10 protein-coding genes and 1 pseudogene are annotated in these 17,042 nt (G+C 61.4%); 8 read left to right on the top strand and 3 right to left on the bottom strand.

The annotated features are described in order from the left end of the window. The first annotated feature begins 2 nt into the window (after positions 1-2). The 5 genes from AB4Y63_RS01680 to mobF all read left to right on the top strand — a co-directional run bounded on the left by AB4Y63_RS01680 (position 3) and on the right by mobF (position 11,621). Positions 3-1,190, top strand: a complete 1,188-nt coding sequence (locus AB4Y63_RS01680; protein WP_441789293.1) for a tyrosine-type recombinase/integrase — start codon at positions 3-5, stop codon at positions 1,188-1,190. 1,270 nt (positions 1,191-2,460) lie between these two features. Continuing rightward, positions 2,461-5,754 (top strand): hypothetical protein, encoded by a 3,294-nt coding sequence (locus tag AB4Y63_RS01675; protein WP_441789292.1) that lies wholly within the window; start codon positions 2,461-2,463, stop codon positions 5,752-5,754. 84 nt (positions 5,755-5,838) lie between these two features. Beyond that, positions 5,839-6,756 (top strand): hypothetical protein, encoded by a 918-nt coding sequence (locus tag AB4Y63_RS01670; protein ID WP_441789291.1) that lies wholly within the window; start codon positions 5,839-5,841, stop codon positions 6,754-6,756. A gap of 352 nt (positions 6,757-7,108) precedes the next feature. Then, positions 7,109-7,570, top strand: a complete 462-nt coding sequence (locus AB4Y63_RS01665) for a hypothetical protein (RefSeq protein ID WP_441789290.1) — start codon at positions 7,109-7,111, stop codon at positions 7,568-7,570. Between the two features lie 565 nt (positions 7,571-8,135). Then, entirely contained in the window at positions 8,136-11,621 is a 3,486-nt protein-coding gene (gene mobF, locus AB4Y63_RS01660; protein WP_441789330.1) for a MobF family relaxase, read from the top strand. A gap of 114 nt (positions 11,622-11,735) precedes the next feature. Here mobF and AB4Y63_RS01655 read toward each other — a convergent pair whose 3' ends face one another. From AB4Y63_RS01655 to AB4Y63_RS01645, 3 genes are all read right to left on the bottom strand, one after another. After that, a complete protein-coding gene (locus tag AB4Y63_RS01655) occupies positions 11,736-12,350 on the bottom strand; it encodes a GIY-YIG nuclease family protein (protein WP_441789289.1) in 615 nt (204 codons plus the stop codon). A 115-nt stretch (positions 12,351-12,465) separates the two neighbouring features. Then, entirely contained in the window at positions 12,466-13,146 is a 681-nt protein-coding gene (locus AB4Y63_RS01650) for a hypothetical protein (protein WP_441789288.1), read from the bottom strand. Between the two features lie 259 nt (positions 13,147-13,405). Beyond that, positions 13,406-13,963, bottom strand: a complete 558-nt coding sequence (locus AB4Y63_RS01645) for a hypothetical protein (protein ID WP_441789287.1) — start codon at positions 13,961-13,963, stop codon at positions 13,406-13,408. A 59-nt stretch (positions 13,964-14,022) separates the two neighbouring features. On the opposite strand from AB4Y63_RS01645, the pseudogene AB4Y63_RS01640 reads away from it, so the two are divergent. The 3 genes and pseudogenes from AB4Y63_RS01640 to AB4Y63_RS01630 form a co-directional block, all read left to right on the top strand. Next, positions 14,023-14,259 (top strand): annotated as a pseudogene (locus AB4Y63_RS01640) (IS3 family transposase); the annotation flags it as partial. Positions 14,260-14,919: 660 nt separating this feature from the next. Then, on the top strand, positions 14,920-16,086 hold the full coding sequence (locus tag AB4Y63_RS01635; protein WP_441789286.1) for a YcjF family protein: 1,167 nt from the start codon (positions 14,920-14,922) through the stop codon (positions 16,084-16,086). A 68-nt stretch (positions 16,087-16,154) separates the two neighbouring features. Next, entirely contained in the window at positions 16,155-16,967 is an 813-nt protein-coding gene (locus tag AB4Y63_RS01630; protein WP_441789285.1) for a GIY-YIG nuclease family protein, read from the top strand. The last annotated feature ends 75 nt before the right edge of the window (positions 16,968-17,042 follow it).

The following is a 17,042-nucleotide window of genomic DNA, read 5'->3' as shown; positions in this document are numbered from 1 at the left end:
AGATGCCCCGGCACCGGTTGACGATCGGCACGTTCGGCGACATCAGCACCCGCAAGACGCCGACCGGCCGCTACGAGGCGCGGACCCGCTACCGGGACTGGGACGGCCACGCGCGTCTGGTGCAGGGCAGCGGCACCACCGCCAAAGCCGCCGAGCATGCGCTGAAGGCCAAGCTGGCCGAGCGGGATCTGTTCCAACCCGCTGACACTTCGCTCACGCCCGACAGCCTGTTCAGCGACCTGGTGACCTACTGGTTGGAGGACATCGATCTGGAGGGCCGGATCTCCCGCACCACCCGGAACTTGTACGAGCGCAATATGCGAACCCTGGTCGCACCGGCGTTTGACCACCTCACGCTGCGCGAGATCGGTGTGGCCCGCTGCGACAAGTTCATCAAGCAGCTGGCGAAGCTCTCATACAACCGTGCCAAGCAGGCCCGGGTCGTGCTGCGGCTGGCCCTGGAGCTGGCGGTGCGGCACGAGGTCCTCCCGCGCAATCCGATGGACCACGTCTCCCGCCTCTACCGCGAGCCGCACATCCCCAATGCGCTCACCGCCCCCGAGGTCAACGTGATCCGCGCCGCGATCGCCCAGTGGGAGAGCGCCGCCGGCCACATCTCCGGCCCCAAGCCCGACGGCCAGCTCGGCGCGATCGTCGAGGTGATGCTCGGCACCTCGGCCCGAATCGGTGAGGTGTTGGCCATCCGTCGCCGCGACATCGACATCACCAGTCCTGTTCCGTCCATCCGCCTCGCCGGGACGATCGTGAGCCGCAACGGCGAGCAGACCTTCCGACAGGACCACCCCAAGACCGCCAGGTCGAGTCGCGTTGTCGCTCTGCCCACTTTCACAGCCGACGCCGTCCGCCGGCGGCTCGCCACGGCCGGGAGTATGGGCCTGGACTCACTGCTGTTCCAGTCCCGGGACGGCACGCCGCTGACGACGGCGAACGTGCGCCGTCAGCTGCGACAGGTGCTCGACGGAGCGGGCATCACTGGGGTGACCCCGCACATGTTTCGCCGCACGGTTGCGACCGCGGTCAACGACAACGCCAGCATCGAACTCGCCGCAGAACTGCTCGGCCATACGGACACACGGGTCACGGTGATGCACTACATCCAACGCAGCGAACTGGTGAACCCGGCCACCGCCGCGCTCCTCGACCGGGCGTTCGCGAAAGACGAAGACTGAACACGGTGCCGCCACGGTGGCCGCACCGTGTGATCTGGGGTTTTGCTGTTTTCCCTGAAACCGAGGTCATTACTGCACGAGCGGGCGGACTGAGAACTGGAATTGGCTTCCTTTGTACACCGAAGTTTGAGCATGCGCAATCGTCATTTTGGGCTGCTGTGGCGAGGTGGGGGCACCACTCACGAGGAGTGCGGCATAGGATCTCGCCATGGACAGCAGCGAGATCGGCAAGAGCGACCTCCAGAAACCGGCCACGCCCACTGAGGCACACGGCGCCGCCTGGGCGCTTCCGGAAGCCATGACAGGCAGCCAGTAATGGACCAGACTGAAGGAAATCGCCGAGTGGCTCCAGTGCGGCGACGGAGTAAGCTGCGACGGCCCGCCCGGGCTCTGCAAACTCCACTTGGCGTTCGTCGATCGACGACGGCTCGAACTAAAGGCCCGGCAACACTCGATTCAAGTGCCGATGCCGCGTCCGATCCAGAAAGGGTGGCCGTCGCCCTGCGAACGGCACCCGCTACTTGGTTGTACCAGGTGCCGTTCCAGCTCGTGGACTCAAGTCCATGCTCCAGACGCTGACAGTGCCAGAGTTGACGCTGACCAAACATGAATTACTTCATTCATACGCCTAACCACCTTCCGCAGACTGGGGAACCGGGTTCCGAAAGAGCGTCCTGCGAGGAGTACGACATAGAGGAGGAACAGTCCTCCGACCAACCAATGAAACGCGACTGGAGCTGGGGCTCCCATGGCGGGCTTCAGCCAACGAACTTCGTTGAGAGTACCAGTCCTCGGCTGGCAATCCACACCGACTGTTGGCTCGAGCTGCTGCGCCGCGCTATCCATATTCCGGCGAAGTTCTGGTCGATTAGGGAGGTGGTGCGGATGATCGCTACGTTCTCGGATGCAGCACTCGTCGTTCCCACAGGGTATGGGCATGTGCTCCAAATCAATGAACAAATTGAGACGTCGACGATTGTCTGTCGCCTCCATTCGTCCCCCGACGTGCATCTGTAGATTTGTGGGCGCCAGCTAATGGCAGGTCGTGGACTCCGTAGTCGGTGGTGCCGCCTACGATCACAGAATGCAGACAAATGCGTCGATAGATTCCGAACTAGCTCGTAGACCGTGGTCCGAAGTAAGTGGTCCGGCCTTGGCGCGAGCTGTCTCCGTGCTGCAACTACTCCCTGAGAACCAACCCTCTCCATTGGTCCTTCATGTGCTGGCTGCTGTGGCGGTGCGCCTTCCCGAACGAAAGAACGGGCGTTCGGTGACTGCATCCATGTTGAGGGGCATGCTCAAGGATCCGCTCCTGCTAGACCCAGAAGGAAACGGGCGCTTCGTAGTCACCGACCTTTTTTGCAGTGAAGTCGAGTACAGGGACATGCCTTTTCGCCTGATCGCCGGATCATCGGATTCGTCTCACTCCAAAGCCCACTGGCTTGTGTCGTCGATCGTGAAGATGTCGGGCGCCACCCTTCCTCCAGATTTTGTACTTCGTGCCGACAAACTGGCAAACGCCGTTTTCGGGATTAGCGAAGAAATGTGCAGACGGGCCGAGATCCAACGAACACATTCCCCTCTTGATGACGACTCCGGAAAAATCTCTGTCCCGTCAACCCTCCGCATCCGCGGCCTCGAAAAGTCGGTGCAGTTCCGCCTCGATGAACTTCCTTCAGGCCTGATCGAAGCGCTCAAGCCGATGACGACGACACCCGGCGAGAACGTGGAAATATACCCCTCAGAAACGGCGGAAGCGATAGCCATCAGACCGTTTCTTCTCTCAAGTGAGCACCTCACGATCTCGCGCCCGGGCGAACTCGCGACAGCCCTGACAATCGAGTTGCAGCGACTCGCAGTCGAGTTCAGCTGCCTGCCCGAACTGGGTCGCGTACATCGCCGGTATCTCACCTCGTATCTGGCTCACACCGCAACGTTGAGCAGCCTCGTCGTGGAGCAGCCCGTCGAGCTCGCGAATGCGAATGTGTCGATGGTGACATCGCATATTCAAGGGCAGCGAATCGTTTTCGCGATAGTCGGCGACGCTTTCGACGACTATTCTCTCGACGAGCCATTCGGATTGTGGATGTCGACATCCGTGATTGAAGCCGTGGACAATGCACTTGAGGGCGAATCGGGGGATAGACCGGTCGTTGTATTCACGGTCGCCACCACCACCCGCGGGTACATGAGCTTTCTGCCCACCTTCGAGAGCGCAGATTGGCTGCTTCTCGACTCTCACAACCTCGACACGCTGCTCAGGCTTCACTGGAACAATGATCCGTGGGAGCTAGTCCGATTTGCACGGGCGTCAACGAAGCTATCGCTCACATCGCAAATCGTGTCTGAGAGCGCCATGGGCAAATTCGGCCTATACAGCGAAAATTCCGACAGCTTCTATCTGGACGACAACCGTCTACCCAATGCCATTTTCGTTTCAAACGATTACGACCTCCAAATCAGGTCCAAACTGAGGGAGCGACTCGATGAACACCTGGTACTGGCAGCAAAAGGTTCCCTCACCTCAATCTCCCGTTCCGGGACCAGATTCGCCCCTATCTACATGCTGATCGGAGACTCGGCGCCTTCCTACTCCGTGGAACTTGACGGCGCGTTCGTCTGGATTCGAGCATCTTCGAAGAACCGCGACGAAGTCGAGTTCTACCTAGAAGGAGTGGCGTACTGGATCTGGCAGGCGCTCTCGCCATACGTCAAAGCCCTCCCCTTCCGCGAACTTCGTATCCTCATCGAAATCGACGGAGGACCAGGAGAACCGATAACAATCTCGAGGCAAGGGAATGCGCAATTCGCGATTTCCATCCGGCCCGATGCCGCATTCGAACCCATGTCCGAAAGCAACGATTTCGACCGAATGCTCGTCGAGGCACTACTGCGCTCGATCATCCGACCCTTGATCGATTCCGACGCGAACGTTGAGAAAATGCTCGAGACGATCGCTCCACGGGGAAACAAGAAAATGTTCTTGATCAGGGCCGGATCTCTGCCCGAACTGCACGATCCCAAAATGGCACGACACTCTCGGCTCATTGCAAAATCTGTAGTTTCGGCCGTGCTAGACGATTTAGGAACTCGACTCTTCGACTTCTCCGACCCTGGCGAAGGAGAGATCCCCGACGAACGGACGGTCGAGGTGCTCAACAAATCTGTAGAAATCCTCTTTCAGCGACTCGTGGCACTATGCAACAACTTCGAACCAGGCGCCACACTCACTCGGCTGATCGGCCAAGCAGACGGCCTAGAAGTCTCCGGCCGACTCGACGGAATGCGACGGCTCACCCGAATCGCTTGCTACGGAGAACAGCACTACCCGGTAGAGGAGCTTCGCGAAGAGCAGAGCAGACGCGTTGAAACATCACTTGCAGTTCGGTTCCTAATCGAATACATCAGCGCAGCGCCTTCGAACGGACTGGCCGTACCCTCCGACGACGAACACGACACCCTGTGCGCGCTGGCTCTGGAGATCACCACCAAAGGAATGCTTTCGGACGCCCGTTACTACGGGCTCTCAGACGTCCGCGTGAGCAGACTCGGTTCCGGAAGACTGGGTACGAGCCAGGGTGATCGATACGCGACGGGCCTCGTCACGCACAGTGAGTTGGCCATATCCCGCGAGCTTCAAGGCATCCCCGACAACGAAGATGAGAGCGCAGACGAGTGGACTTTCACAGAACTCGAAGATGAAGCATTCGTCGCGGAGTACGGCTTCACCGTGCACGAGATCCAGCTCGGCCTTGTCGCTCTCTATGACGATATGGACGCCGACTCCAGCTCTGGAGTCGTCAGTACTGATTTCCAGACTGGGGCCGATGTGATCGTTGGCCGGACAGGATGGCCAGCCGCACGGGCCGAAAGTCTCATCTACCTGTTTTCACTTCGATCGGCCGCCCCGTTCATACTTGGTCCGGAAACCGCGCCATGGCGGTTCGGGCGGGAACGGTCGTACCTGAGACAACCAATTGTGATCTCCGGAGAGGGTCCCGACGCAAAGATGCGGTGGGGGCAGGCACGGCTTCTATCAGCGGTCTTCGACCTGGTCACTTTGTACCGAACCGGACGCCTCAAAGCAAAATCAAAGAAGATGAAGTCCCTCCTCGGATCGGTCCGCCAGGCCAAGAACAACGCCTTCGAAAAAAGCGTAGCGGAACGCTTCCGAACCCAGGGCTTTCGAGACGTGAGAGAACGCGTCCGCGAAGTAGCCGGCAACAAGCTGATAGACCTGGAGGGTAACGATCTGGGCGATATTGACGTACTGATCGTTGACGCATCTCGCAGAGAGATATTGGTCGTCGAAGCAAAGGATTTCGAAACCGCCAGGACTCCGATTGAGATGAGTCGAGAGATGGAAAAGCTTCGGAGCGATGCGGTAGAAAAGAATCATCGCCGCGCAGAATGGATTCGAGCGCACGTCGATCTTTTCAGCGACATCAATTCCGACAAGAGGCGTCCATGGCTCACGAAGGAGATCATTGTGACCAGCCGCCGATCCACGGCAATGGCGACGGGCAACGGACATGAGGCGGTTGTGTCGATACACGACCTCTGAATCTCAGCAAAGCAATTCTGCGTCGAGGGCTTTCAAGCTGCTTGGATTACCCAGCGAACCGCCGAACATTTGGGACATAGGAAGATGACTGACGTGCCGCAACGTAACATGCTTCAAGGTTGGTGTACTGAGGGCACCACTCTGAACCAAGCTTGGGAGTCCCTGACTGCCGACGCGCAACGACGCACTCAAAAAGAGTTCGAAGAAGCGGATACTGACGACATCCGAGCGGCAAGCTACCTGCAAGTGTTTACGACCCTCGTCCCTCATTGGCGTGATCGGAACGGGCTTCAGGGGGCAGCGGACATCGTGCTCGAACACAAGGAGGGGGTTGTCGAAGTCGTCGAGATCACTTCGACGCTTCACACGGAATACGAGCGTGAACGTCGCCGGGTGGCGCTTCTGGTTTCCAAGGTGCAAGCACTATACGAGGGCGGTTTTGCGTGGCTCTTCCACCTTCGCCATGGCTGGGCTACCCCCGACAGAACTCCGGCACTCGAGTCTCTCGCCTCTCAGATTGCAGCCGAGCTAGTCGCTCTCGATGCCGCAGGCAAAGACCACGCTTTCTCATCATCCGCAGAATGGCTATTCCTTCGTCGCGACACCGATGCCACTATGCCCCGAGTCGCAATCACGAGTTGGAGCACGAATGCTCCCGGAACCGCTGATGAGCCGTATCTCGACCGTCTTACTCGATTCCTCAGTACCTCCACGCTGGTCGGCAGGAAACGAACCAAACTTCAGCGTGAAGCCGAACTGCTTTCCGCGACGAGGCAGCATCTCTATCTCCTCCTGGCAAGTATGGGAAACGAAGGTGGCTTGCTGCCGACGTCGCCGTCCTTTCTGACGTGGGGAACCTTTGTAGCTCCGCCCGGTCTTACCGACATCTGGCTAGACGGCGGAACTGGAGAGATTTACCACTGGGCTATCGAGTCCGGCTGGGTGTTCCACCGTTTGCACGCGGAATCTGATTACTCGGAACTCTTTGGAAACTCGCACTAGTCGGCGGATCTCGAAATCCCCAGATCATGAGCCCAACCTCATAATCTCATTCTCAATAGCGAGCCGCGCGAGTGCCCACCAGCTTGGCTCCATACCTTGATGAAGGTGCCTTCGTCGTCGAACAAGCTGACCTCGAGCTCATCCCAGTTCGAGGTTTCAGTACCTCTCACGTTCCATTAGCGTCCGCGCAGCCGCTTTCCCGCCGCTAAGTTATGGACATGACGTCGGTTTCGGATCCTCTTGTCCACACCACTACGGTGGGCGCCCGGTGACTGGCTCAACCAACAAAGCGCGGAGGATCGAACGTCGGCGCGTGAGAGGGTCGCGAGGGTTCGGGAGACACCTCACCTGGATGCCCGAGGGCTTTCCAGAAGCAGCAGTTGATAGTTGGCCACGCAAGGATGACTGGCCAACGTCAACCGAAATTCTCCGCTTCATCGAAGACACCCGCGGACGACCCGACGCGCGTCTTGCGGTCCTCACCGGCCTAAGGCGATGGGCTGAACCGGCGAGTTCGCAACTGATGATCACCATGGCCGCGATCATCGTTTCCATCGTCGCGGTTGTTCTGACGGTGAGCGATGTCGGTTTGCTTCTTCGAATCGGCATGGTGGGGGCCGGCCTGACGTATATCGTGGTCGCGGTCTTTGCCATTCATATCGCCCTGGCGATGGATCAGCGGCGCAAGATGGCGCACGCATGGCTAAGAGCCTTTGAAGATGGGATTGCCCTGGATGCCACCCCGATTGTGGCAGTTACGCAGCCGCGGGGGACGCCTGGAGCTCGCTCATGGTGGGATGAAATTCTGGCATAAGCGCTGCAATCGGCCCAGCCCGGTCAACCGTTTGGGTGGCTGGCATCATGGTCGGATGAATGGAATTGTGAGCGCCACGCCTGGCGTGAAACCACATACGCCGTAGCGGTTACCGACCGAGGATTCGCCGTGGCACTCCAATTCGATCATTCCTCTCACAATCACATTCCCAGCGCGGATGAGTCGTCCGCACCAGAGCTCGAGATCGACCAGACCACCGCACCGCGTCCGGAGGAAGAGATCGCCGACGTACTGCGGTCGAAACCAGGCGTCGCAGATCACAGCGAGCATCGGGTGAAATCGTCCCCGAGTCGCCCGGATGAGATCGCATTTCGTAGATGACGTTTCGACCCCTGTTGCGCGCTCCCAGCCTGACACGGGCTCGATGAACCGTTGACCGGCCCGGTGTCACAATCCGGCAGGCCCGGTCCCTGACACCCGCTCGCCTGAGAATCGCGGTATCGAGCGACTGCCCCAGGGCTCCAGAATGAATGGCCACGCCTCTTGCAGATCGAGGCGGCGCACCTCCTAAGCAATAGCGAAGGAGCGCGCGGTGACGGTGTCGATGCGAGTGATGAGCGCCGGCGATGGCTACAAGTACTTGCTGCGCACCGTCGCTGCCGGCGACGGTCAGCGGTCGCTATCAACGCCGCTGACTCGTTATTACAGCGCGCAGGGAACGCCACCGGGTCGCTGGATGGGAAGCGGACTCCCGGGCCTCGGCAGCAGTCGCATCATCGAGGGCGCCGAAGTCACGGAGGCCCAGCTGCAGAGACTGATCGGGTCGGGGTGCGACCCGGTCGACGGCGCGCCCCTCGGTCGCGCCTATCCCGAGTACCGAAGCCCAGCAGATCGAGCGCCGAACGGCAACGGCCAGCAGCCGGGAGCCCAGCGACGTGCGGTCGCCGGGTACGATTTCACGTTCTCGATTCCGAAGTCGGCAAGCATCCTCTGGGGCTTGGCAGACGTAGCTACCCAGGCGCGGATTGCGAAGGCGCATCATGCGGCGGTTGCCGAAGTGGTCGCATACATGGAGCGCGAGGTGGCGGCGACGAGGACAGGTGCCACGGCGTACGACGGAGCCATTGCGCAAGTCGATGTGACGGGGCTGATCGCCACGGCATTCGACCACTTCGATAGCCGGGCCGGCGACCCGCACCTGCACACGCATGTGGTGATCAGTAACAAGGTGCAAACCGTGCTCGACGGCAAGTGGCGCTCTCTCGACGGCCGGCCGATGCACGCGGCCGTTGTCGCGCTGTCCGAACTGCACGAATCCTTGTTCGCCGACGCCTTGACGCGATCGCTGGGCGTGCGGTGGGAGATGCGAGACCGGGGGAGGGATCGCCACCCCGCCTTGTCGATCAGTACCGTGCCGGAGGCGCTCGTCGCGGAGTTCTCGACGCGGTCGCGCCACATCGATACCGCGACCGACGCGCTGATCGACGCATACCTGAGCAGACACGGCCACCGTCCAGGCCCGGTGACGATCATGAAGCTCCGCGCGCAGGCGACTCTCACCACGCGGCCCGCGAAGGACGTGCGCTCCCTTGCTGAACTCACCGCGACGTGGCGTGAACGAGCAGCGCACGTGCTGGGAGACGATGCGAAGAAGTGGGCGATCGCGTCAGCCGCAAACTCCCCGGCGCCGATGTTGCGTGCAGAGGATGTGCCGCGGGAGGCGATCGATGCGCTCGGGTCGAGCGTGATGGCGGCGGTGAGCGAGAAACGCACGACCTGGCGGCATTGGAATCTCGCCGCCGAGGCAGCCCGCCAGATGATGGAACATCGATTCGTCTCGGCGTCTGATCGCGAAGCCGTTATCGGCCTCGTCGTGGATGCCGCAGAGCGGGCCTCGTTGCGGATCACGCCACCCGAGCTCGCGCTGAGCCCTGCCGCGTTCCGGCGTGCCGACGGTACGTCGGTCTTCCGCCCGAAGCACACCACCCTCTTCACCTCGACACAGCTGCTCGACGCGGAATCTCGGCTGCTGGAGCGTGCTGCGGACACGACCGGACCGCGAGTCGCCGTGGCGACGCTCCGTGCCAACTCGCACACGCGGCTGCCCGGTAGCGCAATGCTTGCCGACGACCAGGTTGCAGCACTCAAAGCGATCGTCGACTCAGGGCGGGTTCTTGATGTTCTGGTGGGTCCGGCCGGTGCAGGCAAGACGACCGCGATGAACGCGCTACGGAAGGCGTGGGAGGCAGCGCATGGTGCGGGCTCAGTGGTGGGGCTCGCTCCCTCGGCCGCCGCCGCTCAAGTGCTCGCGGAGGATCTCGGCGTCACAACCGAGAACCTGGCGAAATGGTGGCACAACCATCTCGACCACGGAGCGACATTCCACGCCGGCCAACTCGTGATCGTCGACGAGGCTTCCTTGGCGGGCACGCTGTCCTTGGATCGGATCACCGCGCTTGCCGCGAGCGCCGGCGCCAAGGTTCTGCTGGTCGGCGACTACGCGCAACTCCACTCGGTGGACGCCGGAGGCGCATTCTCAATGCTGGTCCACAGCCGGGCGGATGCCCCCGAACTCGTCGACGTGCACCGTTTCAGACACGAGTGGGAGAAGACAGCCTCCCTCGGACTGCGCCAGGGCGACCCCGACGCGATCGACCGCTACATCGCGCACGACAGGGTGAGCGGTGGCACCACCGAGTCGATGGCGGATGCTGCCTACGCGGCCTGGCGCGCGGACAGCCGAGCCGGCAGAAAGACCGTGCTGATCAGTGACTCGAACGAGGCGGTCGCATCCTTGAATGCACGCGCTCGCACGGAACTCATCCTCGAGGGTCGCGTCGATGCGATGCGCGAGGTCGCCCTTCATGACGGAAACCGTGCGGCAGCCGGCGACACGGTGATCACACGCCGAAACGACCGGCAGCTTCGCAGTTCCCGATCTTGGGTGCGCAACGGCGATCGGTGGACCGTGATTGGGGTGCGCCGGAATGGCTCGGTCGAAGTTCGCCGGCATGGCCGCCGGTGGGGGAGCGCGGTGCTGCTTCCCGCGGACTACGTCACCCACCACCTCGAACTCGGCTATGCGCTCACGTCGCACCGTGCGCAAGGCATCACGACCGACACCGCTCACGTCGTGGTGACCGCTGGCATGACGCGCGAGAACCTCTACGTGGCGATGACGCGAGGTCGCGAGGCGAACACCGCCTACGTCGCCGTCGACCGACCCGACGTGGCCCACGTCGGGCCGCGACCGGGCGATGACCAAGACGCGACGGCACGCAGCATCCTCTGCGGGGTTCTCAAGCACGTCGGCGCCGAACTGTCCGCACACGAGACGATCGTGGCGCAGCAGGATGACTGGGGTTCCGTGGCGCAACTCGCGGCAGAGTACGAGACCATCGCGGCCGCCGCGCAGCACGACAGGTGGACGGCACTGGTGCGCGGCGGTGGGCTCTCACCAGGCCAGGCCGACGACGCCATCGAGTCGCCGGCGTTCGGGGCGCTGACCGCGGAACTCCGGCGAGCCGAAGCCCACCATCTCGACGTCGGGAGCCTGCTCGCTCGCGGAGTTGCAGCACGCGGGTTGGACGACGCCCAGGACGTGGCGGCCGTCCTTTGCTCCCGGATAGCCATGGTGGTCGCTGGTGGTGGTGGCGCGGGTCGATCGCGCAAGACTCCACGACTGATCGCGGGCTTCATCCCGAAAGCATCAGGACCAATGACCGCGGAGATGCGCCAAGCCCTCGAAGAGCGCAGCGACCTGATCGAAGCGCGAGCGAGCGCCGTTCTCGACGAAGCACTCCTCGCGGGAGCCGCGTGGACCCGGGAACTGGGGGCCGTCCCACACCGAAAGGTGACAACCAGCTGGAGACAGCACGCTTGCACGGTTGCGGCATACCGGGACCGCTACGCAATCGTCGGCGCAATCGCGCTCGGCCCCGCCCCGCACACCGTGGCCCAGCGACGCGATGCCGTTCGTGCTCGTGCCGCGCTTGAGGCCGCGAAGCGGCTTGCGGAGGAGACAGACGCCTTCGTGATACAGCGAGGGCGTCTCACCGCGGATCTTCCGCCTGTTCGCATCCAGATCTAGTAGCCAGCCAGGTAATACCGGTATGCGCTGGTGGTCGTTGCCCGGGCATGACTATCCGCCAATGGGTTCCCATGTCCAGTACGCACCACTCAACGAGCGATCGACGCCATCGCCCTACTCGATCCCCTCGGCGGCCAGCGCCCACGCGTGTGCTTCTGCCGCGAGGCGGGCGCGCGCCTCCCGAAGGCATTGCAGTCGGTCCGGATTGTCCTTGATGTTCAGCGGGGGCCGCCACGATTGAATGACGTCCACCTCTACGGCTTCGAGTTTCGAAACGACCAATTCCATCGGCATAGGCCAGACTGACAATGTGAGGTGAGCGTGCATCCATAGAGTCAGTTTGCGATCGCCCTCCGGCTCCAGACCGAAGTTGGCGAAGCGCTCTGGTTTGTCTTTGTTACGCGGAACTCCACGAAGTCCAAGCGGTTCACACAGAAGCGCTGCAAACGAACGCCGGACGGTCGAACTCCCGGTCCGCACCTGCCTGGCCGGGTGGATCGCGAAGTGCTGGCCCAGCTCCCGGCCGACTAGGCTCGACTCCGACTTGCCCACATACAGCGGGATGTCCGCGCGATGCAGGAGGCCTAATTCGCGCCACACCTCCGCGGCTGCGTGAATCGAGTACGGCCCCGGCACTGGTCGAACGTGCTCTTGGGCATCCAGGATGGACCAGCCGGCGCTGGAGAGGATTCCGCGCGCTTCATAGCCGTAGGTCTCGATGGTCGCCATGAGCCCATGATTGCAGGTGGGCGCCCTTCTAGGTGGCGCTCGCAACCTTGCGCACCACACCGTCCTGGCGTAGCGCCAGTCAGTTGACCAGTCGGGGACAAACTAATCAGTCCGGTCAGAGCCTGAGCGTTGACGACCGCTCCATTAGCCATGTCGATGCCTGGGTCTTGAAGGGCAGTAAGCGCCTGTACGCGTCTCGAGCGAACGAAATCTGCCACTCTAAGTCGGTCTGCCGAAGCTCCGCGTGGATATGTATGTAGTTCCGAGCCGTATAGAAGCCGGCAATCTCGCTACCGAGATCCTCGTTGATGATTCCCAACGCCACAGCCGCCGCTACCTTGCTATCGAATCGGATTTTCGACTCTTGAGTGCGGCGCGTTGTTCGCACCGCCCCGACGACCTCATTGGAGTCGCCCGAATTGAGGCTCTTAATCCGGTCCATGATGTGACCAGGCAAGGGACGCTCCACCAACGCCTCGTACTCGAAGAGGCGTTTCACTTCAGGTTCGTCGGCTGCTTCGGTGAACAGAAGGTGGTGGAGGGACGCTTCGTAAATGGACGCATACTGCTGGACCTGCAACTGGACTTGGGCCTGGGTCGCCCAGGTCTCCTCGATCCGGAACCCCTCCCACATCTTGTAGAGGTACCTAGCCGCGTAAAACTCTTGACCAATTCGATGTTGAAGATCCAGGTCGCTGATGAAGTCAAAGTAGTCCACGTGCCAGGCGACGTCGCCCGGGAGGTCGTTGCGTGCGTACTCCGTCGCGGCGGAACGAGTCGGCTCTTGGAGAGGCATGAGAACCTTTCAGATTGGCTTGGTTGCGAGGGGCACCACGGTGTTGAAACGGTCGAGGCCAGGAGTTCGGAATTCCCAATTCGGCATCGCTGCGCTGCACGCCTCGTCTGTTCGTTCGTTAGTCCGCGCTCGAATGGTTGCATTCTTTGCCGGCGATTTTGGGAGCAGCAGTCCATGCTGGGAGCGGACTCGCCAAGCCTAATGACGCACTTTCAATGGACGATACCCCCATTCTGAGGCCCCTCCCTTGGCGGTAAACCTAGACCGCGGTTTTCTCGATCAGCTGAACCGGCCATCGAAAGCGGACTGCCCTGCCCGAGGAGCATTTCGTGTGCTGGCGCTCGGCCTTCGCATTTTCCTTCGCGAACCAGCTGGCCTTTCGATTGCCGCCTCGCCATTCGCTCAGCTTCGTCGATATATCAATCATCGTATGGTCGATCGTCGAACGTCGCTCTTCCTTAGTGGATTCGAGAGTAATGGAAGATATTTCCGTCGCGAGTACAGTCATCGCCCATTTGCCGACATCATCGTTCTCGGCCAGGGCCCACCGAAATTTCCAGCTCAAGTCGAACATCCTTGAGGCTGATTCGCGGGATGCCTTGGCGTCGCCGAGGTATGTGTCTCGGGCTGCGGTAAGCGTTTCGAACAAGACGGCGACGGCCTGGTCTTGGCGATGGTTAAGGTTTGCCTTCCGCTGCGCTCGCTGCTGTAAAGCGAATAGTGCGATAACGCCGAAAAGTGCCAGTAGCCCTGCCGTGAGGTTCGGTGCGATTGTGTTGAAGAGCTTGCCGAGTTGTTCGGCATCGGTCCAGTCCATCCTACGAACCTTAGCGACTAGCCATGCATCCGCCGGCCCCCAGTTGTGGCGTCTATCGCCCCTGCTTCGGGACGATTGGCGGCTGCTGCGGCAACTCGATGACGGAGTCGTTCTGGTCATCAACGCAGATCGAGCTGCTCAACCGGAAGACGTGGCGCACAAGGCTCGAATTGACGAACGCGATCTTCGAGTACATCGATATCTGCTATGACCGCACCAGTCGCCACTCGAAGCTCGACTACGCCACCCCGATCGAGCACAAGCTACGCTTCACCGCAGCAACCAATTCCGCCTGATTCCAACTTCGGACCCGCGAACCGGGACATCGGCTTCTGCGCACACCGGCACGCGATGTGCGCGTGCACCTTTCGAACGCGGCGCTCCGTGGAAGAAGATCTTCTCCTGCGGGAGCTCGGGGCCTTCCCAAGTTGATCAGCGTCCACCGCATGGAGACAGTACGCGTGCACGGCGGCGGCGTACCGGGACGCTACGCAATCGTCGGCTCGGCCCGCCCCGCAAACAGTGGCCCAGCGACGTGATGCCGCTCGTGCTCGTGCCGCACTTGAGGCTGCGAAGCGGCTTGCGGAGGGAAGAGACCCCTTTGCAAACCAACGTTCGGGTGTCACCGCGGGACCCCCATCTGCTCGCATCCAGATCTAGATTCAAGAGGCACCAGCAGCGCTACGAAGGAAGAGCGTCGGCACCTGGCCCTATGCTCGGTCACAAGCCAACTGTGGGGGAGCCAGATGTGGACGTCCTAATGGCATCTCGCGTGAGAAGTTCCTCAAGGCCGAGAAGAGGCAGGAGTGCTTCATCGAGAACACTGACCTCCTCGAAGAGGAAGCCCAGGCGTTCTATACCGACATTGTCACCGCCGTCGACCCGACCATCACGGTCGAATTCGAATTCGAGTTCGCGCAGTGACATTCCGAAACGAAAAGAAGGAGAATCCCACAATGGCGACGGAGTCAGAAGATCGCGCGGTGATAGTGTCCGAAATCGACGACAAGCCATTCATCGAGGCGAACGCAGATGCGAAGTCCCGGTACGGCCGATTCAATCTTGCTGTCGTTGGTGGGACGGGCGTGGGAAAATCCTCGTTAGTCAATGCCGTGTTCGGGCGCGACCTGGCAAAGGTCGGCAAAGGCCTGCCCGTCACTCGTGGCGTGCACTACTACAACGATGAGTCGCTAGGAATCTGGGATCTGGAAGGCTTCGAGATCGGTTCGCGCGAAGCACCCGCAGACATCCTCCGACGCCACCTCAAAACAGTCACAGAGCGACCTTCCATCGAGCAGATCTCGGTCGTCTTGTACTGCGTGCTGTCTCAGCTCCCCAGGCTCACCGAACCTGACATCGACATGATCCGTGAACTGGATGCCGCCGGCTTGCCAGTCGTCCTCGTCCTCACAAAAGTGGACTGGATAAAGAACCCGGTCACCGGCAAGCGCACGGCACCGGACGATGTCGAGGAATTTCGCAATTGGCTCGAGAACCCCGTCGACGAGAACGATAAGCCGGTCGACATCCCGATCCAACGCGTCATCCTGACATCGGCGCAGGGAAAGCACGGAAAGGGCAAGGGGCACGGCCTCGGTGAGCTCGTCACGGAAACCCTCACACTCTCCCCGGAGAACGAGAAGGATGCCTTTCGCATCGCTCAGCGACTCAACCTCCCCTGGAAGCGCGAGATGGCTCGCCCGGTCATCACCGCGGCCGCATCAGCAGCCGCCGCAGCCGCCGCGATCCCCGTTCCTGTCGCGGATGCCGCGATTCTGGCGCCGATCCAACTGGCGATGATGGGACGTATCGCGGCCATCTACGACCTCGAGCTTAAGACCATGCTCTCCGCGGGTGCCCTTGCGCAATTGGGCATACAGATCACCGGGCAGGCGCTGGCGCGCAGCTTCTTCAAGCTGATCCCCGGTGCAGGGAGCGTTGTGAGCGCGGGCGTCGCATTCGCACTTACGGTCGCCACCGGCGAGGGATGGCTGCGTCTGTGTGAACAAGTTCATACCGGCAAGCTCGACCTGGACAAGATCAGTGAATCCTGGGGTCAATACGCTCCGACCTTCCTCGATGTCATCCGCAAGATGGCCGAACAACGCATCGTGAAGCCATGACCGGTGTCTCCAAAGCAGGCTGGGTGGGAACAGTCACGCACTCTGGAACATAAAAGAGAGAGTTCCTGATGACATTGACACTTAGCTCGATTTTGCTTGACGCGGGTATCGCTCCCGTTGATGCCCTGGTGATCCGCCATGCGTACGTGCGGGAGCACGAGGACAGCGGTATATCAGGCATCCACGCGGATTCCACCAATGCGGAGATTCTTGAGTACACGCGCAACCAGTCCGCGAATACGCAGCGATTCCCGGCCGTTCCGCCTCGCTTCTGGGGCATCTTCATCAAGGAAGGCGGAGACCAGGCGCGGCTCTGGGCCGTCCTTGAGAATCGCGGCGAGATCTCGAATGATGGGCTGCGACGGACCTTCGACCTGGTCGAGTCTGAGCACATGGCCGACCTTCGAAGCCGCCTGGTGATCGGCTGGCGATCGCCGCGCAGCTGGTGGATGCGCGCCAGCACTGCCGCAAGCTACCCGGTGATGGGCATCGCTGATGCAGAGCCGGTACCCTTCCCTGGCTTCGACCGGCTCGTTTTGGATCACGCGCAACTCCAAGCCGTCATGCGTGAACATCGATACGCCTCGTGGCGCACCGCGCTCGCGTCAGTTGCCGGCGTCTACCTGATCACCGACACCGTTGATGGGCGCCAGTACGTTGGCAAGGCGGACGGGGCTGAGCGCATACGTCAGCGGTGGAGTGCGTACGCGACCAACGGACACGGTGGCAACGTCAAGCTGCGCGGCCTTCAACCGACCAGCTTCCGTTTCTCCCTGCTGCGCGTGTTCGATCCGGCGACGCCAACGACGGTGATCGATGCCGCTGAGAGTCATTTCAAGGTTGCGCTCGACACACGTCGGCATGGTCTGAACGGGAGCTAGGTAGGGTATGGCGGCTATCCGGGGGCGCGTCAGAGAGGTGGCGCAGCCTGAGGGCGGCCTTATCGACCCACGACC

Source organism: Leifsonia sp. YAF41 (genome assembly GCF_052113185.1).
Classification (GTDB): domain Bacteria; phylum Actinomycetota; class Actinomycetes; order Actinomycetales; family Microbacteriaceae; genus Cryobacterium.
The sequence above is the reverse complement of the archived record's forward strand: the minus strand, read 5'-3'. Positions and strand labels throughout refer to the sequence as shown.